Annotated in this window: 23 protein-coding genes; 4 read left to right on the top strand and 19 right to left on the bottom strand. The window is 69.4% G+C overall.

The window, feature by feature from the left end:
• Positions 1 to 45: 45 nt before the first annotated feature.
• The 8 genes from BN1701_RS07240 to BN1701_RS07205 form a co-directional block, all read right to left on the bottom strand.
• A complete protein-coding gene (locus BN1701_RS07240; protein WP_157368406.1) occupies positions 46 to 576 on the bottom strand; it encodes a potassium-transporting ATPase subunit C in 531 nt (176 codons plus the stop codon).
• A 7-nt stretch (positions 577 to 583) separates the two neighbouring features.
• Positions 584 to 2,653 carry a potassium-transporting ATPase subunit KdpB gene (gene kdpB, locus BN1701_RS07235; protein WP_082860289.1) on the bottom strand — a complete coding sequence of 690 codons (2,070 nt, stop codon included), beginning with the start codon at positions 2,651 to 2,653 and terminating at the stop codon, positions 584 to 586.
• A 20-nt stretch (positions 2,654 to 2,673) separates the two neighbouring features.
• Positions 2,674 to 4,296: a potassium-transporting ATPase subunit KdpA gene (gene kdpA, locus BN1701_RS07230; protein WP_054046681.1), complete on the bottom strand. Its 1,623-nt coding sequence runs from the start codon at positions 4,294 to 4,296 to the stop codon at positions 2,674 to 2,676.
• Entirely contained in the window at positions 4,296 to 4,397 is a 102-nt protein-coding gene (kdpF, locus tag BN1701_RS07225; RefSeq protein WP_054046679.1) for a K(+)-transporting ATPase subunit F, read from the bottom strand. Before kdpF ends, kdpA begins: the two co-directional genes overlap by 1 nt.
• A gap of 297 nt (positions 4,398 to 4,694) precedes the next feature.
• The gene (locus tag BN1701_RS07220) at positions 4,695 to 5,552 is read right to left on the bottom strand and encodes an SDR family oxidoreductase (RefSeq protein WP_054046677.1); all 858 of its coding nucleotides are present in this window, start codon (positions 5,550 to 5,552) and stop codon (positions 4,695 to 4,697) included.
• Between the two features lie 29 nt (positions 5,553 to 5,581).
• On the bottom strand, positions 5,582 to 6,442 hold the full coding sequence (locus BN1701_RS07215) for a MaoC/PaaZ C-terminal domain-containing protein (protein WP_054046675.1): 861 nt from the start codon (positions 6,440 to 6,442) through the stop codon (positions 5,582 to 5,584).
• Positions 6,443 to 6,460: 18 nt separating this feature from the next.
• A complete protein-coding gene (locus BN1701_RS07210) occupies positions 6,461 to 6,892 on the bottom strand; it encodes an SRPBCC family protein (protein WP_054046673.1) in 432 nt (143 codons plus the stop codon).
• 14 nt (positions 6,893 to 6,906) lie between these two features.
• A complete protein-coding gene (locus BN1701_RS07205) occupies positions 6,907 to 8,142 on the bottom strand; it encodes a lipid-transfer protein (RefSeq protein WP_197672057.1) in 1,236 nt (411 codons plus the stop codon).
• A 127-nt stretch (positions 8,143 to 8,269) separates the two neighbouring features.
• On the opposite strand from BN1701_RS07205, the gene BN1701_RS07200 reads away from it, so the two are divergent.
• Positions 8,270 to 9,067: an SDR family NAD(P)-dependent oxidoreductase gene (locus tag BN1701_RS07200; RefSeq protein WP_054046671.1), complete on the top strand. Its 798-nt coding sequence runs from the start codon at positions 8,270 to 8,272 to the stop codon at positions 9,065 to 9,067.
• Between the two features lie 99 nt (positions 9,068 to 9,166).
• Here BN1701_RS07200 and BN1701_RS07195 read toward each other — a convergent pair whose 3' ends face one another.
• On the bottom strand, positions 9,167 to 9,892 hold the full coding sequence (locus tag BN1701_RS07195; protein ID WP_054046669.1) for a TylF/MycF/NovP-related O-methyltransferase: 726 nt from the start codon (positions 9,890 to 9,892) through the stop codon (positions 9,167 to 9,169).
• A 115-nt stretch (positions 9,893 to 10,007) separates the two neighbouring features.
• Between BN1701_RS07195 and BN1701_RS07190 the strand changes: the two genes are divergently transcribed.
• Complete coding sequence (locus BN1701_RS07190) at positions 10,008 to 11,015, top strand: alpha/beta hydrolase family protein (RefSeq protein ID WP_172803197.1); 1,008 nt, start codon at positions 10,008 to 10,010, stop codon at positions 11,013 to 11,015.
• 65 nt (positions 11,016 to 11,080) lie between these two features.
• Positions 11,081 to 11,944: a DUF427 domain-containing protein gene (locus tag BN1701_RS07185; protein WP_067521092.1), complete on the top strand. Its 864-nt coding sequence runs from the start codon at positions 11,081 to 11,083 to the stop codon at positions 11,942 to 11,944.
• An 11-nt stretch (positions 11,945 to 11,955) separates the two neighbouring features.
• On the opposite strand, the gene BN1701_RS07180 is transcribed toward BN1701_RS07185, so the two are convergent.
• From BN1701_RS07180 to BN1701_RS34000, 6 genes are all read right to left on the bottom strand, one after another.
• A complete protein-coding gene (locus tag BN1701_RS07180) occupies positions 11,956 to 12,417 on the bottom strand; it encodes a M15 family metallopeptidase (RefSeq protein WP_067520572.1) in 462 nt (153 codons plus the stop codon).
• Between the two features lie 71 nt (positions 12,418 to 12,488).
• On the bottom strand, positions 12,489 to 13,448 hold the full coding sequence (locus BN1701_RS07175) for a peptidoglycan-binding protein (RefSeq protein ID WP_054046662.1): 960 nt from the start codon (positions 13,446 to 13,448) through the stop codon (positions 12,489 to 12,491).
• A 25-nt stretch (positions 13,449 to 13,473) separates the two neighbouring features.
• Positions 13,474 to 14,718 (bottom strand): glycoside hydrolase domain-containing protein, encoded by a 1,245-nt coding sequence (locus BN1701_RS36780; protein ID WP_054046660.1) that lies wholly within the window; start codon positions 14,716 to 14,718, stop codon positions 13,474 to 13,476.
• A 9-nt stretch (positions 14,719 to 14,727) separates the two neighbouring features.
• Positions 14,728 to 15,693 (bottom strand): penicillin-insensitive murein endopeptidase, encoded by a 966-nt coding sequence (locus tag BN1701_RS07165; protein ID WP_054046659.1) that lies wholly within the window; start codon positions 15,691 to 15,693, stop codon positions 14,728 to 14,730.
• A 64-nt stretch (positions 15,694 to 15,757) separates the two neighbouring features.
• Positions 15,758 to 16,348 (bottom strand): response regulator transcription factor, encoded by a 591-nt coding sequence (locus BN1701_RS07160; RefSeq protein ID WP_054046657.1) that lies wholly within the window; start codon positions 16,346 to 16,348, stop codon positions 15,758 to 15,760.
• Entirely contained in the window at positions 16,348 to 17,838 is a 1,491-nt protein-coding gene (locus BN1701_RS34000) for a peptidoglycan-binding protein (protein WP_082859691.1), read from the bottom strand. The genes BN1701_RS07160 and BN1701_RS34000 overlap by 1 nt, the downstream gene beginning before the upstream one ends.
• Positions 17,839 to 17,985: 147 nt before the next feature.
• On the opposite strand from BN1701_RS34000, the gene BN1701_RS07150 reads away from it, so the two are divergent.
• Positions 17,986 to 21,012 carry an AfsR/SARP family transcriptional regulator gene (locus BN1701_RS07150; RefSeq protein ID WP_054046653.1) on the top strand — a complete coding sequence of 1,009 codons (3,027 nt, stop codon included), beginning with the start codon at positions 17,986 to 17,988 and terminating at the stop codon, positions 21,010 to 21,012.
• Here BN1701_RS07150 and BN1701_RS07145 read toward each other — a convergent pair.
• The 4 genes from BN1701_RS07145 to BN1701_RS07130 are packed head-to-tail and all read right to left on the bottom strand — an operon-like array spanning position 21,002 to position 24,967.
• On the bottom strand, positions 21,002 to 21,973 hold the full coding sequence (locus tag BN1701_RS07145) for an N-acetylglucosamine kinase (RefSeq protein WP_231949520.1): 972 nt from the start codon (positions 21,971 to 21,973) through the stop codon (positions 21,002 to 21,004). The two genes, BN1701_RS07150 and BN1701_RS07145, sit on opposite strands and share 11 nt — an antisense overlap.
• A complete protein-coding gene (locus tag BN1701_RS07140; RefSeq protein ID WP_054046651.1) occupies positions 21,970 to 23,229 on the bottom strand; it encodes a 6-phospho-beta-glucosidase in 1,260 nt (419 codons plus the stop codon). The genes BN1701_RS07145 and BN1701_RS07140 overlap by 4 nt, the downstream gene beginning before the upstream one ends.
• Positions 23,226 to 24,065 carry a carbohydrate ABC transporter permease gene (locus BN1701_RS07135; RefSeq protein ID WP_054046649.1) on the bottom strand — a complete coding sequence of 280 codons (840 nt, stop codon included), beginning with the start codon at positions 24,063 to 24,065 and terminating at the stop codon, positions 23,226 to 23,228. The genes BN1701_RS07140 and BN1701_RS07135 overlap by 4 nt, the downstream gene beginning before the upstream one ends.
• Positions 24,065 to 24,967: a carbohydrate ABC transporter permease gene (locus tag BN1701_RS07130; RefSeq protein WP_054046647.1), complete on the bottom strand. Its 903-nt coding sequence runs from the start codon at positions 24,965 to 24,967 to the stop codon at positions 24,065 to 24,067. The genes BN1701_RS07135 and BN1701_RS07130 overlap by 1 nt, the downstream gene beginning before the upstream one ends.
• Between the last annotated feature and the right edge of the window lies 1 nt (position 24,968).

Below are 24,968 nucleotides of genomic sequence, written 5' to 3'. Positions count from 1 at the left end.
GAGAGCCGTCGGGGCCGCCTGGGCGGAGGCGGCCCCGACGGCGGGCTACTTGGCTGCTTCGAGCGCGCGGTTGAGCGCGGTCACGTTGACGACCGTCCCGGTGAGCCCGCCGCTGGTGTGCTCGGCGACCAGATCCCGCACTTTCTGTTCGGGCAGCCCGGTCGCTTTGGCCACCCGGGGCACCTGCAACTCGGCGTAGGCCGGGCTGATGTGCGGGTCGAGCCCGGAGGCCGACGCGGTGACCGCGTCCTGGGGCACGCGGTCCTCCGACACGCCCTCCCGCTGGGCCACGGCGGCCCGGCGCTCGGCGACGACTGTGGTGTAGTCCGCGTTGACCTCGGCCTTGTTGGACCCGCCCGACGCGGGCAAGGTCGCCGCCGACGGACGAGTGTGGAACCACTCGTCGCCTTCGCGGTCCACACCCACCAAGGTGGTGTCCACGGCCTCGGCGTTGGCGTGCAGCCCCGGAACCCGGCTCACCACCCAGATCCCGGCCGGGTAGAGGATCCCGGTCAGCACGGTGAGGACCAGCAGGACGCGAAGTCCGGCGGCGGCCTGCTTGGTGAAGTTGGTCAGCACGGGGTCACCCGATTCCAGGGATGAGACGGACGAGCAGGTCGATCAGCCAGATCCCGGCGAACGGGACGACGATGCCGCCCAAGCCGTAGATCAGCAGGTTGCGCCGCAGCAGCGACGAGGCACTGGACGGGCGATACCGCACACCTTTCAGCGCCAGCGGGATCAGCACGACGATGATCAGCGCGTTGAAGATCACCGCCGAGAGGATCGCCGACTGGGGCGATCCGAGGTTCATGATGTTGAGCTTGTCCAGCTGCGGATAGATCGCGGCGAACATCGCGGGCAGGATGGCGAAGTACTTGGCCAAGTCGTTGGCCACGGAGAACGTCGTCAGCGCGCCGCGGGTGATCAGCAACTGCTTGCCGATCTCCACGATCTCGATGAGCTTGGTCGGGTCGGAGTCCAGGTCGACCATGTTCCCGGCCTCTTTGGCCGCCGACGTGCCGGTGTTCATCGCCACGCCGACGTCGGACTGGGCCAGCGCCGGGGCGTCGTTGGTGCCGTCGCCGGTCATCGCGACCAGCTTGCCGCCCTCCTGCTCCTTGCGGATCAGGGCCATCTTGTCCTCGGGCTTGGCCTCGGCCAGGAAGTCGTCGACCCCGGCCTCCTCGGCGATCGCCTTGGCCGTCAGCGGGTTGTCCCCGGTCACCATGACCGTGCGGATGCCCATGGCGCGCAGTTCGGCGAAGCGCTCCTTCATGCCCGGTTTGACCACATCGGACAGCCGGATCACCCCGAGCACGGTGTCGTTCTCCGCGACCACGAGCGGCGTTGCGCCCTCGGCGCTGATCTCGTCCACAATGGACTGCGCGGCGGCGTCGATGGTGAAGGCACTCGCCGCGCCCTTGCGAATGCGGCGATCCCCAATGTCGACGCCGCTCATCCGGGTCTGTGCGGTGAACGGCACGTTGCGAACCTCGCCGGGATACTCGCCGGCGCTCAAGCGAGGGGACAACTGGTGTCGCTCCACGCAGAACTCGATGACACTCCGGCCTTCCGGAGTGTCATCAGCGAGACTGGCCAGTCTCGCCATAGCAGCGAACTCCGCAGTCGAAACCCCGGCCGCCGGGATGAACTCGGTGGCGCGGCGGTTGCCCCAGGTGATCGTGCCGGTTTTGTCCAGCAGCAGCGTGTCGATGTCGCCCGCGGCCTCCACGGCCTTGCCCGAGGTGGCCAGCACGTTGCGTTGGACCAGCCGGTCCATGCCCGCGATGCCGATCGCCGAGAGCAGTGCTCCGATGGTCGTCGGGATCAGGCACACCAGCAGCGCGGTCAGCACGATCACCGACTGCTCGCCGCCGGAGAAGATGGCGAAGGGCTGCAGCGCGACCACCGCGAGCAGGAAGATGATCGTCAGCGTCGACAGCAGGATCGTCAGCGCGATCTCGTTCGGTGTCTTCTGCCGTTCCGCGCCCTCGACCAGCGCGATCATCCGGTCCACGAAGGACTCGCCGGGCTTGGTGGTGATCTTGACGATGATCCGGTCGGACAGCACGGTGGTGCCGCCGGTCACCGCGCACCGGTCGCCGCCGGACTCGCGGATGACCGGGGCCGACTCGCCGGTGATGGCTGACTCGTCGACCGTGGCGATGCCCTCGACCACGTCGCCGTCGCCCGGGATCACCTCACCCGCCTCGACCACCACGAGGTCGCCGATCCGCAGTTCGGTGCCGGGGACCCGCTCCTCCTGGCCGCCCGCGGTGAGTCGCCGCGCGACGGCGTCCTTCTTCGTCCGGCGCAGCGACTCGGCGTGGGCCTTGCCCCGGCCCTCGGCGACCGCCTCGGCGAGGTTGGCGAACAGCACGGTGAACCACAGCCAGGCCGCTACCGCGACGCTGAATACGCTCGGATCACCGATGGCGAACACGGTGACCAGCAGCGAGCCGACCCAGACGACGAACATGACCGGGTTGCGCAGCTGGTGGCGCGGGTTGAGCTTGCGCAGCGCGTCGGGGAACGACGTCACCAGCTGGCGCGCGTCGAAGGCGCCGCCCGCGACCTGATGGCCCAGGTTCTCCGCGTGCCGCTCCCGAATCTGGTCGGGAGTGCGGGGGTGTTCGGTAGTGGTGGTCAGTGGGATGGTGGGCGGGAAAGTCACAGCAGTGCCTCCGCGATGGGACCAAGAGCGAGGGCGGGGATGAAGGTGAGGGCCGCGACCAGCACGACACTGCCGCCCAGCAGCGTCGCGAACAGCGGTCCGGTGGTGGGCAGCGTGCCCGCGGTCACCGGGGTCTTCTTCTGCGCCGCCAGCGAACCGGCGAGCGCGATGACGGCGATGATCGGGATGAACCGGCCCAGCGCCATGCAGACGGCCAGGGAGGCCTGGAACCAGTCGCTGGTCACGGTGATCCCCGCGAACGCGCTGCCGTTGTTGTTCGACGCCGACGCGTAGGCGTAGAGGATCTCTGACAGGCCGTGCGATCCCGGGTTGTTCAGGACCGCCTGGGTGCTCGGCAGCAGCGCCGCGATCCCGGCCCCGATCAACAGGACCGTCGGCATGGCCAGGATCGACACCGCCGCCGCGGTGACCTCGCGTCGGCCCAGCTTCTTGCCCAGGTACTCAGGGGTTCGGCCGACCATCAGCCCGGCGAGGAACATCGCGATGATCGCCATGACCAGGATGCTGTAGAGGCCGGTGCCCGCACCGCCGGGTGTCATCTCGCCGAACAGCATGTTCAGCATGGTTCCGCCGCCGCCGAGGCCGGTGAAGCTGTCGTGCATCGCGTTGACCGCGCCGGTGGAGGTCCCGGTGGTGGAGTTGGCGAACAGCGCCGATCCCGAGACACCGAAGCGGAGTTCCTTGCCCTCCAGCGGCCGGGCGCCCATGCTCTCGGCCCACCAGATCACCGCGAGCATGCCCGCCCACAGTGTGCCCATGACCGACAGCAGGACGTAGCCCTGCTTCTTGTTCCCCACCAGCGTCCCGAAGGTCCGGGTCAGGCAGACCGGGATGACCAGTATCAGGAAGATCTCGATCAGGTTCGACCAGTAGGACGGGTTCTCGAACGGGTGCGCCGAGTTGGCGTTGAAGATGCCGCCGCCGTTGGTGCCCAGCTCCTTGATGACCTCCTGGCTGGCCGTGGGCGCCTGCGCGACGAGCTGACCGTCCACAGTGACCCCGGACTTGAGGCTCATGGTCACACCGAAGGCGATCAGCACGACCGCGAACACCGCCGCCACCGGCAGCAGGATCCGCACCGTGCCGCGCACCAGGTCCACCCAGAAGTTGCCCAGCCGGTCGGTCTGGTGGCGCATGAACCCGCGTACCAACGCGACGGCGACAGCCATACCAACCGCGGCGGAGACGAAGTTCTGCACCGTCAGCCCGGCCATCTGCACCGAGTGGCCCATGACGGTCTCGGGCACATAGGACTGCCAGTTCGTGTTGGTCACGAAGCTGATCGCGGTGTTGAACGCCATCCCCGGCGAGACCGACCCGCGGTCGAAGTCGAACGGCAGCAGCGGCTGAATCCGCTGCAAGACATAGAGAAAGACCACCCCGACGAACGAGAAGCCGAGGACACCCAGCGCGTAGGTGCCCCACTTCTGCTCGGACCCGGGGTCGACCCGAGCCACCTTGTAGACCGCGGTCTCGAACCGCGAGTGCTTGGGCGCGGAGTACACCCGCGCCATGTAGTCGCCGAAGGGCCGGTAGACCACGGCCAAGGCGAGAAGAAGAAGGCCGACCTGTAAGAGGCCGCCCACGGTGGACGACATCAGAACTTCTCCGGCCTGACGAGAGCGATGAACAAGTAGATGATCAACGACAACGCGATCACGCCGCCGACGACGTTCGCGAGCACCCCGGTGCCACTCACAACTTCTCCAGTCCGCGCACGGTCAGCGCCAACACCAGGAAGATCCCGATCAGCAGCAACGCGTAGGCCAAGTCGGCCATGGAGCGCGCCCCTTTCCCCATTGAATCCGGCCGCTCTCACGCGGCATCTCGCGGGCAACACTGCACCGCGGCTTCGGGGATTCGGGGTTTCCTGATACGACTTTGACGCGCCGGACCACGACCTTTACGCGATATTGACGCCGAGCGACGCGGCCCACAGCCCCGCCGCCGCGATCACCGACCCAGCACCGCTGGGCGTCTCCTCGCCGGAACGGAATCAGGCCCACTCGGCCAGGCGGGCGTCCACCTCCGCGATGGTCCAGGGGTCGTCGGTCTCGATGGTCTCGGCCACGGTCCAGCCGCGCAGCCGCTGGATCGACCCGCCCTGCACCGCGAACACCTGGCCGGTGTGCGGGCATTTCTCCCCCGCCAGGTACGCCACCAGCGGCGCGATGTTGGCCGGGTGGAACAGGTCGATGACGCCGTCCTCGACGGTCGAGCGCATGATGTCGCCGAAGCCAGGGGTCGCCTCGGTGAGCCGGGTGCGGGCGACCGGCGCGATGGCGTTGACCCGCACCCCATACCGCGCCAGTTCGTCGGCCGCCACCAGAGTGAGCGCGGCGATGCCCGCCTTGGCCGCCCCGTAGTTGGCCTGGCCCGCGTTGGGCAAGGTCACGCCCGAGGCGGACGAGGTGTTGATCACCGACGCGGTGGGCTGCTTCCCGGCCTTGCTCTGCGCCTTCCAGTACCCGGCGGCGTGGTGCAGGGGCGCGAAGTGGCCTTTGAGGTGCACGGCGATGACCGCGTCCCACTGCGCCTCGCCGAGTCCCGGGATGAACGCGTCGCGCAGGATGCCCGCGTTGTTGACCAGCACGTCCAGCCCACCGAACTCGGCGACGGCCTGGTCGATCAGCGCCTTGGCGCCGTCCCAGGTCGCGACATTGTCGGTGTTGGCCACGGCCGAGCCGCCCGCCGCGATGATCTCGTCGACGACCTGCTGGGCCGGGTTCTCGTCGCCGCCGAGGTCGTTGACCACGACGCCTGCCCCTTCGGCGGCGAACAGCAGCGCGTGCTCACGGCCGATGCCGCGGCCCGCGCCGGTAATGACGGCGACCCGCCCGTCCAGCGAACCCATGGCGAAACTCCTTGATGTGTAAGGGAAAGTCAGTCCGCGATCTGGGCGAGGCCGTCTTTGAGGACCACGGTGTCGCCCACCTTGGTCTCGTAGACATAGGTGGTGACGCCGTCGACGGAGCCCGCCCGCCAGATGGTGGTGGTGATGTCCTGGCCCGGCAGCACCGGCTTGGCGAAGCGCACCGCGAGGCGCCGAAGTCGGGTGACATCGGAGTCGCCGACCTCGGTCAGCACCGCCCAGGCGGTGAACGCCTGCATGCAGAGCCCGTGCGCGATGATCCCCGGCAGCCCGGCGTCCTTCGCGATCTGGTCGTCGAGGTGCAGCGGCACCGGGTCGCCCGCGGCGGGCCCGTACCGGTAGGTCTGGTCGTCGTCCACGTGCTGCACCACCGTGGCGACCGGCTCGGTCGACCGGACCGACTCGTCGAGCTTGTGGTCGGGGGCCTGGATGCCCTGGGTGTCGCCCGCGTCGACACCGCGGAAGAACGGAGTCAGGTACTGCTCGTTGACGAGTTCGCCGTCCTCGGTGCGGCATTCGAGGTAGATCGTCAGCGGTGTGCCGTTGGGCAGCCCTCGCCAGCCGATCGCCTTGCCCCTGGCCACCAGTTTGTCGCCCGGCTTGATCGGCCGGTGGAACCGGAAATCCTGCAGGCCGTGCAGTCCCCGGCCGAACGCCGCGAGCGGCACGACGTCCAGCGCCGGTTCGAGCATCGACTCGAAGACGGGCACGATGGCGAAAACCGGACTGGCCACGTCACCCGCGAGGTGCGCCGGGATCGGGTCGTTGGTCGCTTTCGCGTACTCGACCAACCGCTCCCTGGTGACCTCGAAGGTCTTGTCGTCGGTCCACACGTCCAGACCGGCCTGGTCGAACTTGAGCACGTCGGCCACGATCGCTCCTTTGTAGACTCAGCCGACCAGCGCGGCGAACTTCGCCAGCGAGTCGTCGAGCTGCTTCTTGGAGTCCTTCTCCACGGCCTTGCCCAGCGCGCCGACGATCATGGCGCCGGTGAACTCGGCGGCGATGGTGGCGACGGAGCCCGTATCGTTCGCCCGCACCGACAGGGTGAAGCTGGTTTTCACGCCCGCCATCCCGGTGCCCGAGATGACCAGCTTCGTCGGGGCGTCGAACTCCTCGACGGTCCAATCGATCGAGTTGGCCATGCCGAGCATGGTGACCACCTCGGTGACCTTGGTGCCCTTGGTGAACTCCGTGGGGACCTCGCTCTTCCACTTGGTGTGGATGGTGAGCCACTTCTCGAAGTTGTTCGGGTTCGAGAATTCCGCCCACACCCGCTCCGGGGTCGCGGGGAGTTCGACGGACGCGGTGACCTGACCCATGTGACTGCTCCTTCTCAGCGCTCAGCGCGTTGGTAGGCGGTTACGACGGCGGCGCCGCCGAGTCCGATGTTGTGCTGCAGGGCTGCGGTGACGTTCTCGACCTGGCGCTTGTCGGCGGTGCCACGCAGCTGCCAGGTCAACTCGGCGCACTGCGCGAGCCCGGTCGCGCCCAGCGGGTGTCCCTTGGAGATGAGCCCACCGGACGGGTTGACCACCCACCGGCCGCCATAGGTGGTGTCGTTGTCGTCGATCAGCTTCCCGGCGTCGCCCTCGGCGCACAGACCAAGCGCCTCATACAGCAGCAGTTCATTGGCCGAGAAGCAGTCGTGCAGTTCGATGACCTGGAAGTCCTCGGGGCCCAGACCCGCCTGGTCATAGACTTTGCGGGCGGCATGGACGTTCATGTCGTAGCCGATGATGTTCTTCGCCGAACCGTCGAAAGTGGACTGGAAGTCGGTCGTCATGGCCTGCCCGACGATCTCCACCGCCTGCCCAGCGAGCCCGTGCTTGTCGACGTACGCCTCGCAGGCGATGATCGCCGCACCCGATCCGTCCGACGTCGGCGAACACTGCAGCTTGGTCAGCGGGTCGTAGATCATCCGGGCGCCGAGGATGTCGTCGAGGCTGTACTCGTCCTGGAACTGCGCGTACGGGTTGTTCACCGAGTGCTTGTGGTTCTTGTGCCCGATCTTGGCGAAGTGCTCAGCGGTGGTGCCGTACTTGACCATGTGCTCACGCCCCGCCGCCCCGAAAAGCCATGGCGCGGGCGGGAACAGGACCTCGGAGATCTCGGCCATGGCCTGCAGGTGGTTGGCCATCGGCTGCTCGCGGTCGTCGTACATCGAGCCGAGCGACCCCGGGTTCATCTTCTCGAACCCCAGCGCCAAAGCGACATCGGCCTGACCGAACCGCACCGCCTGCGCGGCGAGGTAGAGCGCGGTGGAGCCGGTGGAACAGTTGTTGTTGACGTTCACCACCGGGATGCCCGTCATCCCCAACTCGTAGACCGCGCGCTGGCCAGACGTCGACTCGCCGTAGACGTAGCCGACGTAGGCCTGCTCGACCTGATCGAAGCCGATACCCGCGTCGGCGAGGGCCTTGGTCCCGGACTCACGCGCCATCTGCGGGTAGTCCAACCCCGCGCGACTGCCGGGCTTCTCGAACTTCGTCATCCCGACCCCGATGACATACGCCTTGTTCGCCACGGCCGACACTCCTTCGCTCGCCTGCACTGCACCGCAAACATACATGCCGACCTGTTTGTAAGCTAGAGGTTCCCAAGGCCTGGTCGCGACCGACGCAATATCCGATACGACTCGACCATCCACCGCACGGTAATCTTGTGATTACAGCCGGTTAGGCTCTTGGAGGTCCAACATGCTGCTCAAAAACAAGACCGCGGTGATCTACGGCGGAGGAGGTGCGATCGGCGGCGCCGTGGCTCTGGCATTTGCTGGGGAGGGGGCGCATGTCCACCTGGCCGGGCGGACGCTCGATCCCCTCGTCGCGGTCGCGGATCGCGTCCGGGCGGCGGGTGGGTCCGCCGACGTGGCCGTGGTCGATGCCCTCGATGAGGCCGCCGTCGGCGAGCATCTCGCGGTGGTGGCCGAGCAGGCGGGGCGGATCGACGTGTCGTTCAACCTCATCTCGCACGAGGATCTGCATGGGGTGCCGCTGCTCGACATCTCGGCGGCGGACTTCTTTCGCCCCATCGAGATCGCGGTGATGGCGAACTTCCACACGATGCGGTCGGCCGCGCGGCGCATGGTCGAACAGGCGTCGGGCGTCATCCTGACGCTGACCTCGCCGCCCGCCAAGATGGTCGGGCCGCTGATGGGCGGGACCGCGATCGCGGAGTCGGCCATCGAGACGTTCACCCGGGGCTTGGCCGCCGAGATCGGGATACACGGCGTCCGCGTCGTCGGGCTTCGGTCCGAGGGCATCCCCGGTTCATGGGCCGAAGACTGGCACACCAACGTCTTCGACTCGCCGATCGAGGCGACCGACGGCCTCGACCCCGAGGGGCACGCGAACACCCTGGCCGAGAAGACGATGTTGCGCCGGACCCCGACGCTGGCCGAGATGACCGCCGTGGCCGTGTTCCTCGCCTCCGACCGGGCCGCGGCCATGACCGGCACCATCACCAACATGACGTGCGGATCAGTGCCCGACTGACCGGAGTCCTACCAAACAGATCCCGACGGTTTCGTCGGGATCTGTTGTCCGTTGTGGACACGCGAAAGCGCCGCGCCCCTAGGGGACGCGGCGTCAGTGTCAGGCGTCGACCTTGTGGATGAACGACACTCCAGTCGTGCCGGAGCGGCGGAGGCGAGCCGTGGACCCGGTGCGGGACAGGAAGTCGTGGACCGCGCGACTGCAGCCGTCCCACGCGTCGTAGTCGTCGAGGATGATGATGCCGTCCTCCTGCACGTGCCCGTACAGGTGGTCCAGGCACACCATCGTCGAGTCGTACCAGTCGCCGTCGAGCCGCAGCACGGCGATCGGGCCGCCGTCGTAGCGCGGTACCGTGTCGGAGAACCAGCCCTCGTGGACGTGCACCCGCTCGGCCGGGAAGCCCGCGGCTGCGACCAGCGTGCGGAAGTCCTCGGCCTCGGTCTTGAGGTTGTCGAAGTAGAACGGGTCGTCGGTGGCCGCCTGCCAGGTCATCGCGTCCTCGCCGTCGGTGGGCGTGGCGTCGGGCAGGCCTGCGAACGAGTCGTAGAAGTGGTAGTCGCGCTCGGGGCCGCCGATCTGCATCATCGCCGCGGCCATGCCGCCTTTCCACGTCCCGCACTCGACGACCGCGCCACCGAGCCCGCGCAGGCCAACGCGAATCAGCGCGAGGTTGTCGCAGAAGATGTCCTCGGCGATCAGCGTGTAGTCCTCGTAGCGGCGGAACAGCTCGGCGTCGGCGGCGCGGTGCTCGGTCTGGTCGACCTCGGCGCCGAACCTGCTGCGGACTTTGCGCGAGAAACGCTGGGTTTCATGCCAAGCGGTCATGAATTCAGGCTATCGAGCCGAACCGCCGGACCCAATTCACAGAGTGCTCAGTCGAGCACGAAGAGTTCACCCGATTAATGAACATGAATGTTCATCACTCTGCTACGGTACGAATATGACCATCAGTGACACTACGCGTACCGTACGTGCGCGCAAGCCCAGGCGTCGTGTGCTGCTGCTCGCGCTCGCCCTCCTCGCGAGTCTGGTGACCTCGGTCGCCGCCACGGCCACGGCCAACGCGCTCCCGCCTAACTTCACCTCCGGCCACGGCATCGATGTGCGCAACGTCTGGCAGAGCACGCCCCGGACCTTCGTGATCAACATCCACAGCGGGTCCGTGGACACCCGCGCGATCTCGTGGACCTACCACGACGTCATCGTCACGCTCCCGGAGAACTACAACCCGAACGTCGCCTATCCCGTGCTGTACCTGTATCACGGGCGGGCCCAGAGTCCGGGCGCTTGGCACAACGAGGCCAACATCGAGGCGGTCACCCGCGGGTACCCGATCATCACCGTGGCCGCCGAGGCGGGCTGGGCGGGATGGGGCACCAACTGGGTCAACCAGTCCGCGGGCGTGCAGCAGTGGGACCGGTTCCACCTCGACGAGCTGATCCCCTGGGTCGACCAGAACCTCAACACCATCCGGGCCCGCGAGGGCCGCGCGGTCGCCGGGTTCTCCATGGGCGGTTTCGTCGCCCTCCGCCACGCCACCCACCGCCCGTGGCTGTTCCGGATGGCCGTGGGCATGTCCGGCGGCTACAACCTGGAAGACCAGCGCATGCGCGCCGCGGTCACCGGCCCCTTGCCCGCCAAGGGACTCCCGCTGGACGGCCCGTTCGGCGCGCCGTGGGACGGCTCATGGGGCTTCAACAACCCGTGGCACCGGGTCAGCGCCCTCGGCGGCGTGCACACCGTCCTCTACGCCGGAACGCGGCATGACGATGTTCTGGAGGCCCAGGCACACCGGTTGACCTACGAGTTCCACCAGCACCTGCTCGCCAGTGGGATCGCCAACAGCTGGATGGTCGAGTACGACTGCGGCCACTGGATCGAGTGCGCCGCGCGCGTCGGCATCGGCCGCGAGCTGCCCGTGATGATGGACGTTCTCTGGCACCCGTAAGACCCACTCCCCCGCGCCGGGTCGTCGGACTTCGGCGCGGGGGAATCGGATGCACAATGGACGCCATGGCGTTGCGGATGAGACACCATCTAGGCAAGGCGATGTCGGATCTCCGGTACGAGCCCACGTTGTTCCGGACCCGCGCCCGCATCGCGGACACGACCGTGGTCGACACCTGGAGCGCCGTGCTGGTGTGGGAGCCGCGGCGGCTCGTCCCGGTGTACGGCGTCCCGGTCGGCGACATCCGCGGGCAGGTGGTCCCCACCGATCCCCAGCCCGCGGCGCCCGACCTCACGACCGTGCCCGGGATGCTCGGACCGATGGACTTCTCGCTCCACACCTGCGCCGGGACCGTGGTCGACCTCGTCTTGGACGGGGTGACGGTCGCCCAGGCCGGATACCTCCCAGCCGATCCCGACCTCGCCGAAATTGTGGTCCTCGACTTCAACGCGTTCGACTCGTGGTGGGCCGAGGAACAGCAGACCGTCGGCCACGCGCACGACCCGTTCGAGCGGATCGAGGTCCTGCCCAGCTCACGGCTCGTCGAGGTCTCCCTCAACGGGACGCGGCTGGCCTCCAGTTCGCGCCCGCTGCTGCTGCTCGAAACGCATCTGCCGCCGCGGTGGTATTTCCCGGCGGAGCACGTCGAATCGGAACTCCTGACGCCCAGCGACACCACGTCGACCTGCGCGTACAAGGGTTTCGCGTCGTACTTCTCACTGGTCGACGGGAACACCGCGGGCAAGGACATCGCCTGGACCTACCGCGATCCGCGACACGACGCCCTCCCGGTCCGCGATCACCTCTGCTTCTGGTCGGAACGCTCGGATCTCGTGGTCGACGGGCAACCGCTCCCCCGACCGGTGACCCCGTGGTCGACGCCGGAGGAACAGGCCGCAGCGGATCCCGACCGGCTTGAGTTCGGCTGAGCACACTGTCCTCATGGGACAGTGACCGGGCCGTAGCGTGCCGATACCGCGCCCGTGGCGAAGGCCCAGTGGCGGTCGCCGTATGACCAATGCCACCACTCGGCGTCGTAGTTGACCAGTCCCACGGCACTGAGCGCCGCGCCGAGGACCGAGCTGGACTCCTGGCCTCGCACCAATTCCACACCGCTCGGCGTGCACAGCGTCAGATCCACCGCGGCGCCGCTGCCGTGGGCGTCCGGGTCGACGCACAAGATCGGCGGGGGCGGCGGGCGAAAGCCCTCGACGACCATGAGCCGCAGATCGGTCCGCAACAGGGTCTGGGCCGCGACGAGCCGGTCGACCACCCCGCGGCGCAGGCGGGCGCCGGTCGGGTGGGCGACCCGCAGCGCCTCGATCCCGCGCAGGTCGATCAGCGGCTCGTGGCACTCCACGACGGGAACTCGCCGGATCCGCGGATCTCCGAATACAGTCATCTCCACCTCATCTGGCGAACGGCGCTCGGCTCCCGGGCGGACCGGGAGCCGAGCGGCGGGTGTGGCGTGGATCAGTAGAAGCAGCCGGTCCTCGGCAGGCTCGACGGCGCGGGCGGGGTGACCCCGTCGTAGAGCGCGAGCAGGAAGTTCTGCGGGCAGTACTTCACGCCGCTGATCTTGATGGCGATGTGCAGGTGCGGGCCGGTGGAGTTGCCGGTGTTGCCGGTGGTGCCGATCCGGTCCCCCGCCGTCACGGTCGCGCCGTCACTGACCGACCAGCCGCTGAAGTGGCAGTACTGGTATTCGACGCCGTCCTTGAAGATCTTCACGCCGTAGCCGCAGCCGGTGGTGGCGCCGTCGTTGATCCGGTAGGCGGTGCCGCTGACCATCGCGTACGCGGGCTGGCCGTTCACCGGCAGGTCGATCGCCGGGTAGTCGTGGTGCGGGTCGTCGTACTCGCCGCGCGGCAGGGCGGACTTGGCCAGCGGGAGGCTGTAGCCGGAGGTGCCGCCGCCACCTCCAGGGGTGCCGCCGACGAGCGCCTGCCAGGTCATCGGGCCGATGTTGCCGTTGTTCTCCAGGCCCTGCGCCGTCTGGAACGCGACCGCCGCGTTGTGCGTGCCGCCGCCGAAGTCGCCGTCCACGGTCAGGCCGTAGCCATAGCGGTTGAGCTGGACCTGCGCGCCCTTGACCGCCTCGCTGTTGTTGTACCGCTGCACGCTGACGACCAGCTTCGCCCAGGTCTGCGGGCCGATCTGGCCGTCGACGCCAATGCCCTTGGCGGTCTGGAACTGGCGGACCGCGTCGGCCGTCCCCGGGCCGAAGTTGCCGTCGGCGGAGATGTTGTAACCGTGGTGCCGCAACAGGTGTTGCGCACTGGTCACATTGGGGCCGGAGGTCCCCTGGGCCATGTTCGGCCAGGCGGGTAACGTCGCCGCGCTCGCCGACTGGGGCAAGACCAGGGTGAAGATCATGGCGAGCATGGCAACGATCGTGGCGAACAGGCCTGCTCTGCGGGTCGTGTCGTTCATCGGTTTCTCCCTTGTGTGCGAAGGATTACTGGCCGCTTTGCAGCGCGGTCCAGGTCTGAAGTCCGGCGTTGCCGTCGGCGCTGAGGCCGCGGCTGGTCTGGTACTCACGCACCGCCTGCTCGGTGTTCGGTCCGTACTCGCCGTCGACGCCGACGGTCCGGCCGAGCGCGGCGGTCAGTGCCCGCTGCAGGCGCCGCACCTCCTGCCCGGTGGCTCCCGGGCGCAGCTTCGGCTGCCAGCCCGCCGAGAGCAGGGCCGTCCAGGTGCGCCGCCCCACCTCGCCGTCCGCGGTCAGGCCATGGGCGCTCTGGAACGCTTTGACCGCGGCTTCGGTGCCGCTGCCGAAGTCGCCGTCGACGGTGCCCGCGTCGCGGCCGTCGTCTTTGAGCAGGTACTGCAGGGCGGCAACCTCGGTCCTGTTCGCGCCGCGGTTGAGGGTCGGGTAGGCCGCGAAGTCACGGTTGACCGGCGGCGCGACGTCGACCTGGTTGGCGTCGACGTAGATCCGCACCCCGCCGTAGGTCTCGTGGAAGTCGCCCCGGTACTGGTGGATCCGCTGGTGGTTGGACCAGTACTGGGCCGGGACGTAGGAGCCCGCGTTGGTGTCGGCTGCCCCGTTCCACCAGGCGAAGTCGATGTGGTCGGGCCGGGCGTAGGTGGTGGACCGGTAGACCGCGGCCAGGTCACGGATCCCGGAGGCCGCGCTGGAGTACACCCCCGAGAGGTAGTCGAGTTCGTGGACCCGCTCGGTCCACCCGGTCAGGTAGGTGAGCACCGCGGTCTTGCAGCCGGTGTTGGCGCTGTCGTAGTGCTCCATGTCGTTGTAGAGCACGCTTCCCGGCCCGATGCCCAGCGCGGCGGCGCGGGTGAGCGCGTCGGTCGCGTCGGCGCGGCCCTGGTCGCGGGCGGTGGCCGGGTCGGCCGACATCCGCAGCGTCTGGGTCGTGCTGCACGGCGCCTGCCTGCCCACGTAGAGCGGGAGCAGGTGCCAGCCGCGGGCGGTCTGCTCACTGACCCACGCGGCGGTGAGGTTGGCCTGGGTGCGGCAGCCGCGGCCGTCGCCGCCGAAGTAGATCCCGATCGACCGGTATGGCGAGGCCGACCAGGCCTGCATGGTCGCCGAGGACGGCGTCTCACAGGTGTCGAACGCCTTGCCGGAGAACGTGTTCGGGTGGGGCGCGGCCGCCGCGGCGGCCTGGGGGCTGAGCGCGATGGTCATTCCCGCGATCACGGTCGCGACGATGCCCGCGCGGACTGCTGTCGACTGCATGTCAATGCCTCAGCAGTCGTACTTGTAGTCGGGGTGGACGACCTCGCAGTAGCGCACGTGCAGGTGGTCGTCGTGGTTGGGCTGCTGCTGGGTCAGGCCCTCGGAGATCAGCACCGGGTCGTTGAAGTAGATCGTCTTGACCCGGCCGGTGGCGCGCAGCGCGCGGGCCAGTTCCCGGGTGGCCGAGCGGTCGTAGAGCGCGGAGAACCGGTCGACCTGGCCCGCGCACTGGTTGCGGTCGGTGCGCATCGGGTGCAGGTCGGCGTCCAAGCCCTGCTCGTGGCTGGCGTGGTCGGGGATGGCCCCGCCGTGTTCGAAGCTGAGGTCGCGCACGGCCACCGGGCCAAGGCCCGCGCTGTGCACCCGCCCGGCCGCCGCCGTGAGCTGGCCGACCGCGGCGCCGGTACCCCAGTGCGCGGTGTGTCCGTTAACGCTTGAGGCGAACTGGCAGGTCTGGGCCACGTCGGGCCGGTCGATCTGCTGGTAGTGCCAGATCAGGTTGCGCCAGGTGATCGGGCCGACGACGCCGTTGGCCTCGATCCCGGCGTGCTGCTGGAAGCTGACCACCGCCGCCCGCGTGCCACCGCCGAAGTCGCCGTCCACGCTCAGCCCGGCGTTGCGCTTGACGTTGAGCTGGTACTGCAGGGCTTTCACGGCGTTGTTGTTGTCGCCCTGCTGGACGCTGACCGCGAGCGCGTTCCAGGTGTTGGGGCCGACGTTGCCGTCCGCGCCGAGCCCTTTGGCCGCCTGGAAGTCGCGGACCGCGGCGTCGGTGCCGCCGCCGAAGTCGCCGTCGACCGACACCGACCGTCCCGAGTGGACGAGGAAGTACTGGATCGCCACCACGTCGGCGCCGCGGTTGCCTTTGCTCTGGGTCGGCCAGAAGGCTTGGGAGAACGCTTGTGCCTGCTGCGCGGTAAGTGTCACCAATGCGATCACGGCGACCGCGAGCGCGCTCAATAGCCTGGCTCTCATATCTCCTCCGTTGATTCATTCAACTGCGATAGGTGAAGATTACGAGCCAGCCGATTTCATGACCCTAGTCTTGCGACCAGGTTTTCCCGGAGCGATTAAGCCGGGCCACCAATTGCGTTCGATCGCGGCAGTCGAATTTCCGCAGAATATTGGAGACGTGGTATTTCACCGCGCTCACGCTGATGAACATCGCCGCGGCGATGTCGGCGTTCTCCAGACCGTCGGCGAGCAGCCGCAGTGCCTCACGTTCGCGCGCGGTGAGGTCGACCGGGTCGACCGCGGCGCCAGGTGCGGCGGCGGGCACCAGGCCCAGCAGCGTCCCGGCCAGCCTCGGCGAGACCCATCCGCCGTGGCGGACCACGTCGTGGACCGCCCGGCCGATGTCCTCGGCGGGATCGTCGGCCAGGACGACGCCGTGCGCGCCCGCCCGGATGGCGGGCCCCAGCGCGGCGGGCTCGGTGAGCACCGCGACCACCCGCACCCCGCCCGGCTGGGCGGTCGGCGCGTCCACGAACACCACGCCCGCCGTGGGGTCGCGGCTCCCGCAGCGGTGCACCCAGTCCAGGTGGCCGAGCAGGTCGTCGATCTTGTCCCGGAGCGTCCCGCTGCGCAGCGCCAGCGCGACCCGCACGCCCGGTGCCTCGACCGGCGCCATCAGCAGTCGTACTGGGCGTCGGGGTGGACGACCTCGCAGTACCGCACCTGGAGGCGGTCGTCGTGGCTCTCGGCCTTCGTGACCAAACCCTCGCCGATCAGCACGGGGTCGTTGAAGTAGACCGCCTTGACCCGTCCCGTGGCGCGCAGGGACCGGACCAGTTCGCGGGTCGCGCCGCGGTCGTAGAGCGCGGAGAAGCGGTCGACATCGCCCGAGCACTGGCCGCGGTCGGTGCGCATGAGCCGCACGTCGACGTCGAGCCCGCGCACGCGTCCCGTCTGCCCCTCGACGTGTTCGGCGCCGACCTCCCGCACGGCCACCGGACCGAACCCGGCGGTGTGCATCCTGGTCGCGGCGGCCGTCAGCTGGCCCACGGCCGCACCGGTCCCCCACTGCGCGGGCGACGCGGACCGGCAGGTGGCGGCCACGTCGGGATGGTCCACCTGCTGGTAGTGCCAGATCAGATTCCGCCAGGTGATCGGCCCGACAATTCCGTTCGCCTCGATTCCGGCGTGCTGCTGGAAACTCACCACCGCCGCCCGGGTGCCGCCGCCGAAATCACCGTCCACAGTCAGGCCGGCATTCCGTTTGACGTTGAGCTGGTATTGCAGCGCGCGCACGGCGTTATTGTTGTCGCCGTGTTGGACACTTACCGCGAGCGCGGTCCAGGTATTCGGGCCCACATTCCCGTCGGCGCCAAGCCCCTTGGCCGCCTGGAAATCGCGCACCGCCGTGTCCGTCCCGCCGCCGAAATCGCCGTCGGTGGACACCGAACGCCCGGAATGGACCAGCAGATACTGGATGGCGGTGACGTCCGCGCCCCGATTGCCCTTGCTCTGCGTCGGCCAGAACGCGCTCGACGGCGAGGTGTAGCCCACGATCGCCGCGTTGGTCCGCGCGTGCGACCTGGCCTGGATCCGGTCGGCGACATTGCCCTCGATGACCTGGACCTGGCTCGCGTCGGCCGACTTCACGATCCCCACGTGGTCGATGTCGTACCCGCCCGCGGCGAAGCTTCCGATGGCCGGGTCGAACCCGTCAGCCTGCCAGTCGAACACGACCGCGTCGCCGGGCCGGGGCAGGTAGCCGCTCTCGCGCGGGTGCCAGGTGCCGTTGCGCTTGCCGTACTCGTAGAAGGAATGCGCCCAGCCGTTGAGGTTGCCCGCCCGGTCCGGCATCGCGGCCTCGATGTCGCCCGCCTTGCGCCACACGTACTTGGCGAAGTCCGCGCACCAACTCGCCGACCGCCACGTCGAGCCGCCGAACGCGCCGCACGCGCCCATGTGCGGACGGGTCTGGCCGACGTAGAAGTTGCAGTCGCTGCCCATCGGCTCCTCGTGGTTGCGGGTGGCGTCGGCCAGCTCCGCCTCCGCGATCGACACGATCGATGGCTCGGCGGCGGCGATGGCCGCCGGACCGGACACGACGATCACCCCGGCGCCCACCAGCACGCTGAGCACCACCGCGATCACTGTGCGAAGACCTGGCATGGCTGTCCCCTCTCCTGGACGCGTTCAGCGGCCAAGAGCAGGCTCGACGCCGGTGCTGAAACTTTGCTGTAAGTGCGGCGTAGCGGCGGTTCGTTCGTGCCACACTGGCGTCTCGACAGCGCCCGTGGCACCGAATGGATCGACCCTTTGACCGCACCGAGCACCGCCGTCCAGGTGAAGATCCTGGGTCCGCTGGAGGTCGTGGCGTCGGGTCGCCCGGTGCCGCTGGGCGGGGCGAAGCCACAGGCCCTGCTCGCCGCGCTGCTGCTGGAGTCCGGCCGGGTCGTGTCCGTCGGCAGGCTCATCGAGGTCATCTGGCCGGGTGAGCCGCCCGCGACCGCGCGGAGCGTGATCCAGACCTACGTCAAGACGTTGCGCCGGGCGCTGACCGAGCACGGGATCGATGACCTCATCGTCACTCGGCCGCCCGGCTACACGGTGAACCTGCCGGAGGACACGCTCGACCTCGACGTCTTCCACGGGCTGCTCGACCAAGGCCGCCGCGCGTCGACCCCGCGGACGACCTCCGACCTGCTCGACGCCGCGCTCGCGCTGTGGCGCGGGCCCGCACTGGACGGATTGGGCGAGACGCTCACCGGCGAGGCCGCCCGGCTCGACGAGCTGCGGCTGACCGCGACCGAGGAACGCATCGCCGCCGACCTCGAACTGGGCCGCCAGGACCGGCTGCTGCCGGAGCTGACCGCGCTGGTCGGCCGGTATCCGACCAACGAGCGGTTCCGCGGCCAGCACATGGTCGCGCTCTACCGGCTGGGCAGGCAGTCCGAGGCCCTGGCGTCGTACCGGACCGGCCGGGACGGGCTGGTCGAGGAGCTCGGTGTCGATCCGGGGCCGGAGCTGGCGGCGATCCACCAGGCCATCCTGGGCGCGGACCCGAGTCTGCGGGGGCCGCTGGTCGCGGAGTCGTCCATCCTGGTCCCGGCGCAGCTGCCCGCGTCCACCGCCGACTTCACCGGCCGCGCGCCGCAGATCGCGGCCGTGGTCGAGGCACTGACACCGCGGCCGGACAACCTCGCGGCCCCCGTCCAGGTGATCACCGGACGCGGCGGCAGCGGAAAGTCGGCGCTGGCCGCACGGATCGCCCGCCAACTCGCCGAACTCTTCCCCGATGGACAGCTGTACGCCGAGTTGCGCGGGATGACCGACGCGCCGGCGGAGCCCGGTGAGGTGTTGGGGCGCTTCCTCAAGGCACTGGGCGTCGGCCAGGCCGAAATGCCCGCGGCCGCCGACGAGCGCGCCGCGCTCTACCGAAGCGTCCTGTCCGATCGTCGGGTGCTGGTGCTGCTCGACGACGCGGCCACGGGTCAGCAGATCCAGTCGCTGCTCCCGGACGGAGCGGGCTGCGCGGTGCTGGTGACCGCCCGCAACCGACTGGTCGGGCTCGCCGGGGCGCTCCCGGTCGACCTCGACGTGCTCGACGCCGACGAGGCGTTCGGGCTGCTGAGCCGGATCGTCGGCGCCGATCGGGTGCGGGCCGAGGAGCGACCCGCCCGGGAGATCATCGAGCACTGCGGCCGGATGCCGCTGGCCATCCGGATCGCGGGCGCGCGACTGGCCACCCGCCAGCGCTGGCCGCTGACCTTGCTGGCCGACCGGCTCGCCGACGAACGGCGCCGACTCGACGAGCTGTCCATCGCCGATCTGGAGGTGCGGGCCAGTTTCGAGTACACCTACCGCCGACTCGACGAGTCAGACCAAACCGCCTTGCGTCGTCTCGGCTATCTCGGCGTGCCCGAGTTCTCGCTGTGGATCCTCGCCTGGCTGATGGACACCACCGAGGCCGAGGCCGAACGGCTCGCCGAGCGCTTGGTCGACGCCCACCTGGTCGACTTCGCCAGGGTCGATGATCTCGGCTGCGTGCGCTACCACCTGCATGACCTGGTGCGGATCTACGGCCGCGAACGCGCCGAGAGCGATGAGTCCACTGAGGACTTGTCGGCCGCCGTGGCCAGGGTGCTGGGCGGCTGGCTCACCCTCGCCGACGCATTCGCCGCCGAGTCGCCGCCCAACGAGATCCAGTGGCGGCGCCCCACGATCCGGGACTATCCGGTCTCGGCCGAGATGGTCGCGCTGGTGATGGCCGCGCCCTACGAGTGGTTCGAGATCGAACAGCCCGCGCTGGTCGTCGGCGTCGAGCGGGCCGCCGCCCTCGGCGTGCACGACCTGGTCCGCCACTTCGCTTCCGCGTCACTGGGGCCGTCCTTCCTCGGCGTCAACCGGTTCGAATCCCGGGAGCGGATCAACCGGGCCGCGCTCGCCGCGGTCCGCCGCGCGGAGGACCGCTACGGCGAGGCCGTCATGCGGGCCGAACTCGGCCAGCTGCGGTACCTGCAGGACCGCTTCCTCGACTCCCGTCAGCACTTCAGCGCGGCGCTGGGCCTGTTCCGGGAACTCGGCGACCCCCACGGGCAGGCGGTGGCCCTCTCCGGTCTGGGCGCCGCGTGCCGGGAACCCGGCAGACTGGTGGAGGCGCTGCACTTCCTGGACCAGGCGGCGGCGCTGTTCGACGAACTCGGCGAGGTGGCCGGGGTCGCCAACGCCAAGCGGGTCGGCGGATCCGTCCGGCTGGAGCGCGGCGACTACGACACCGGGTGGGCCGATCTGGCGGACTCGCTCGCCGCGTACCGGCGGATCGGCAGCCGCCGCGGCGAAGGGCTCGTCCTGCGGTCCATGGGGCTGTTCCACCGCGCCCGTGGTGACCTGACGGCGGCGGTGCGGGCGTGCGAGCAGGCCGCGGCGATCTTCCACCAGGTCGGCGACAAACTGATGGAGGCCTACTGCGTGCGCGCCCTGGCCAAGGCGCGGCTGCGCCTCGGACAGGCGGACCTGGCGCTCGAACCGCTGGAGTCGTCGTTGGCGGTCTGCCAGGCCATGGGCGACCGTTGGGGTCAGGCCGTCACCCTGCGCACGCTCGGCGAGCTGCACCTGGCCGAGGGGAGCCTGGACGACGCTGCCTCCTGTCTGGCCGCGGCGACAACGCTGTGGGCGACGATGGAGGCCCCGCTCTGGTCGGCCCGCACCGACTGGGACGTGGCCCTGCTGCACGACGCCCGCGGCGAACCCGAGCTCGCCGACGGGCTTCGAGCCGCCGCCTTGGCCGTGTTCCGTGACCACGGTGCCCGCGAGTACGCCGAGAACTCCCCGATCACGTCATAGTCGCCAACTCGTCGGCCACCCGGTCATAGGCCGCCGGTGGGGCGTCGAGCCGGTCGAGGCCCAATTGGGCCACGCCGACGATCGGATCCCTCGACCCGATGACCAACTCGGCCAGCGGTGCGCGCTTGGCGTACTTCGCGCGGATCGCCTCGGTGAACGCCGGATCCCCCGCGGTCAGGATCCCGCCGCCGAGCACGACCTCGGTCGGGGTGTCCAGCAGCCCCAACCGATCCAGGATCACCGTGCCGAGCGCGCACACCTCGTCCGCCATCCGCCCCACGATCTCGGCGGCGACCTCGTCGGACTTGGCCAACACGAACAGCGGCACCACCAGCCCGTCGAGGTCCGACATGGCGATCTCGCCGCGGTGCAGCCCGAGCGCGACGTCCACGACCTGGTCCACCCCGAAGCGCGCGCGGACCATCGGCGCCAGCGCCGTCGCCTGCCCGCGGCCATCCTCGGCGCGGACCGCGTGCCACAGCACCTCCTCGGCCAGGTGCATGCCGCCGCCCCAGTCGCCGCTGATCCGCCCGAGAGACGGGAAGCGGGCGACGTGGCCGTCCGGCCCGACGCCTGCCGCGTTCACCCCCGCGCCGCACACCACCGCGACGCCCCAGCCGTGTCGGGCCCCGGCCCGGAGGATGGCGAAGGTGTCGTTCCCGACTTCCACGGTCCGGCCGTAGCCGCGACGCTCCAACTCGGCGCGGAGGGCTTCTTCCTCCTCTGGGAGGTCGGCGCCCGCGAGGAAGGCGGCGACGTGGTCGGCGAACGGCGGGCGGATGTCACCCATCGCCTGCCGCACGGTCTCGGCGATCACGTCCACCGCGGCGGGGACGCCGACCCGGTGCGGCTCGAAGCCCGGTCCGCGCGCGCGGCCGAGTATCGCGCCCGCCTCGGTGAGCACGGCGACGTCGGTCTTGCTGTTGCCACCGTCCACCGCGAGGATCGTCCGCACGCTCACGCGGCGGCCCAGGGAAGATGTGCCCGGTTGGCGTCGATCACCCGTCGCGCCAGGTCGGCCGCCTTGTCGGCTTGGCCCACCAGCGGATGCGCCAGCAGCGCCCGCACCACCAGGTCCTCGGCGCCGCCGATCGCGGCTCGCACGGCCAGTTCCTCGTAGGCCGAGACGTTCGCGATCAGCCCGGCGAAGAGCGGGTCGACCGGCGCGACCGCGTTCGGGACGGCGCCGTCGCGAGACACCGTGGCGGGCACCTCGATCACCGCCGCGTCCGGCAGGAACGGGAGGGTGCCGTTGTTGCGGACGTTCACCACCTGAGTGTCGACCCGGCCACCGAGCAGCGACGTCAGCAGCGCGACCGCCGCCTCCGAGTAGAAGGCGCCGCCGCGCTTGCCCAGGAGTTCCGGCTTGGCGTCGACGGTCGGGTCGGCGTAGATCCGCAGCAGCTTCCGCTCCACTTCGGACACCGCGGACGCGCGGCTGGGCGTCACGAGCTGTTCGCGCACCACCGCGTCGTGCTCGTAGAAGTACCTCAGGTAATACGAAGGAACCACGCCGAGGAGGTGCAGCAACGACACCGGCAACACCACCTGTTCGGCGATCTCCGGACCGTACTTGGCAAGCAGCTCGGGCAAGACATCAACACCGTCGATGTAGGCGGCTCGCTCCCAGGTCAGGTGGTTGAGGCCGACGTGGTCGAGCGACACCTGGGCGGGCTCGACGTCGAGCAGCGCGGCGAACCGGCGCTGGAAGCCGATCGCGACGTTGCACAGCCCGATCGTCCGGTGCCCGGCGTCGAGCAGCGCCCGGGTCACGATCCCCACCGGGTTGGTGAAGTCCACGATCCACGCGTCCGGCGCGACCTCGGCGACCTTGGCCGCCACGTCCAACACCACCGGCACGGTCCGCAGCGCCATCGCCAGCCCGCCCGCCCCGGTGGTCTCCTGGCCGACGCACCCGCAGGTCAGCGGCACCGTCTCGTCCAGGTGCCGCGCGACCTGACCACCCACCCGCAGCTGGATCAACACGGCGTCGGCGGCACGCGCGCCGTCCTCGACCGCCGCCCAGGTGGTGATCCGGGTCGAGCAGCCCGTCCGGCGCAGGATCCGCTCCGACATGCCCGCCACCAGCGCGAGCCGGTCGGCGTCGGGGTCGATCAAGGCGATCTCGGTGAGCGGCAGCACCTCTCGCAGCCGGGCGAAGCCGTCGATCAGCTCGGGGGTGTAGGTGGATCCGCCGCCGACAACGGCCAACTTCATCTGAGCGCTCCCGCGGTGAGTCCGGCCTGGATCTGGCGTTGGAACACGACATAGACGACGACCACCGGGATGATCGTCATGCTCAGCGCCGCGAACAGGCCGGGCCAGTCGGCCTGGTAGCCGGCGCTGGTGGAGATGTTCGCGATGCCCTGGGTGATCACCCACTTCTCCTCGACGCTGCCCGAGAGCAGCACGATCGGCAGCAGGTACTGGTTCCACTGGCCGATGACGTTGAAGATGGTGATGCTGATCAGGCCGGGCTTGGCCATCGGGACCATGATCTGGAAGAACGTCCTGGTCTCCGAACAGCCGTCCATCAGCGCCGCCTCGGCCACCGAGGTCGGCAGCGTGCGGAAGAACGCGGCCAGGAAGAAGATCGTGAACGGCAGTGAGTACGCGATGTAGACCAGGATCAGGCCGGTGTGGGTGTCGAGCAGGCCGAGGTTCTTCACCACGAAGAACAAGGGCACCAGCGCCAGGAACACCGGGAACACCATGCCGGAGATGAACATCAGGTAGACCAGCCGGTTGCCGGGGAAGCGGAACCTGGCCAGCACGTAGGCCGCCATCGCGCCGAGCAGCATGGTGCCCGCGGTGCCCAGTCCGACGACGATCACGCTGTTGAGCAGGTACCGCCCGACGTGCGCGGTCTCCCACGCGCGCCCCCACGAGTCGAACCGGATCGCGTCGGGCAGCGACAGCGGGTCGCCGAAGATCTCGGTGTTGGTCTTGAACGAGGACAGGAACGTCCACAGAATAGGCGCGATCACGGTGATCGTCCAGATCAGCAGCGCCCCATGCGACAGTCCCATTAGGACATTCCGCTCGCGGCGCATCAGAACTCCACCCGCTCGCGTCGGGTGACCCGCAGGGCCAGCGCGGCGAAGGTGATGGTGAGGAAGAACAGCGCGACGCCCATCGCCGAGGCGTAGCCGAACTTGGAGAAGCTGAACGCGGTGCGCCAGATCTCCAGCGGCAGCACCGTGGTCGCCCCGTCCGGGCCGCCCCGGTCGACCGAGAGCACCGCGACGATGGCGAACCCGTCGAACGCGGCGATCCCCAGGTAGACCCAGGCGACCTGCACGGTGTCCCACAGCAGGGGCAGGGTTACCTGGAAGAACATCCGCACCCGGCCGCAGCCGTCCAGTTCGGCGGCCTCGTGCAGTTCCTTGGGGATCGACGACATCCCGGCCGAGAACAGGACCACGTAGAAGCCGACGGCCTGCCAGACCATCACCCCGATGATCGACCACAGCGCCAGGTCGGGCTCGGTGAGCCAGCCCACCGGGTCCACCCCGACGGTGCTCAGCAGGCCGTTGAGCACGCCGCTGCCGTCAGGCCGGTACACCGCCTGGAACAGCACGCCCACCACGGCGACCGCCAGGACCTGCGGCAGGAACAGGACCACCTTGTAGAAGGTCGACCCGCGGATCCCGCCGCGGCCGCCGTCACCCCCGACGTTGAGCAGGAACGCGAAGAACAGAGCCAGCGTCAAGGTGATCAGCGGCAGCGCGAGCAACAGGACCAAGTGGTGGCCCACCGCGGTCCAGAACACGCCGTCGCCGAGCAGCCTGGTGAAGTTGTCGAATCCCACCCAGGTGGGGCTCGCGGACAGGCCGCGCCAGTTTGTCATCGCGATGTAGAACGCCTGCCCGTACGGCCCGATCACGAAGACCAGGTACAGGGCGACCGGCGCCGCGAGGAAACCGATGATGAACCGCGGCCTGCCGCGCGCCATG

The sequence above is a fragment of the Alloactinosynnema sp. L-07 genome (assembly GCF_900070365.1).
Lineage (GTDB): Bacteria > Actinomycetota > Actinomycetes > Mycobacteriales > Pseudonocardiaceae > Actinokineospora.
Note: the sequence above shows the minus strand (reverse complement) of the source record. Positions and strands in the feature narration are given on the sequence as shown.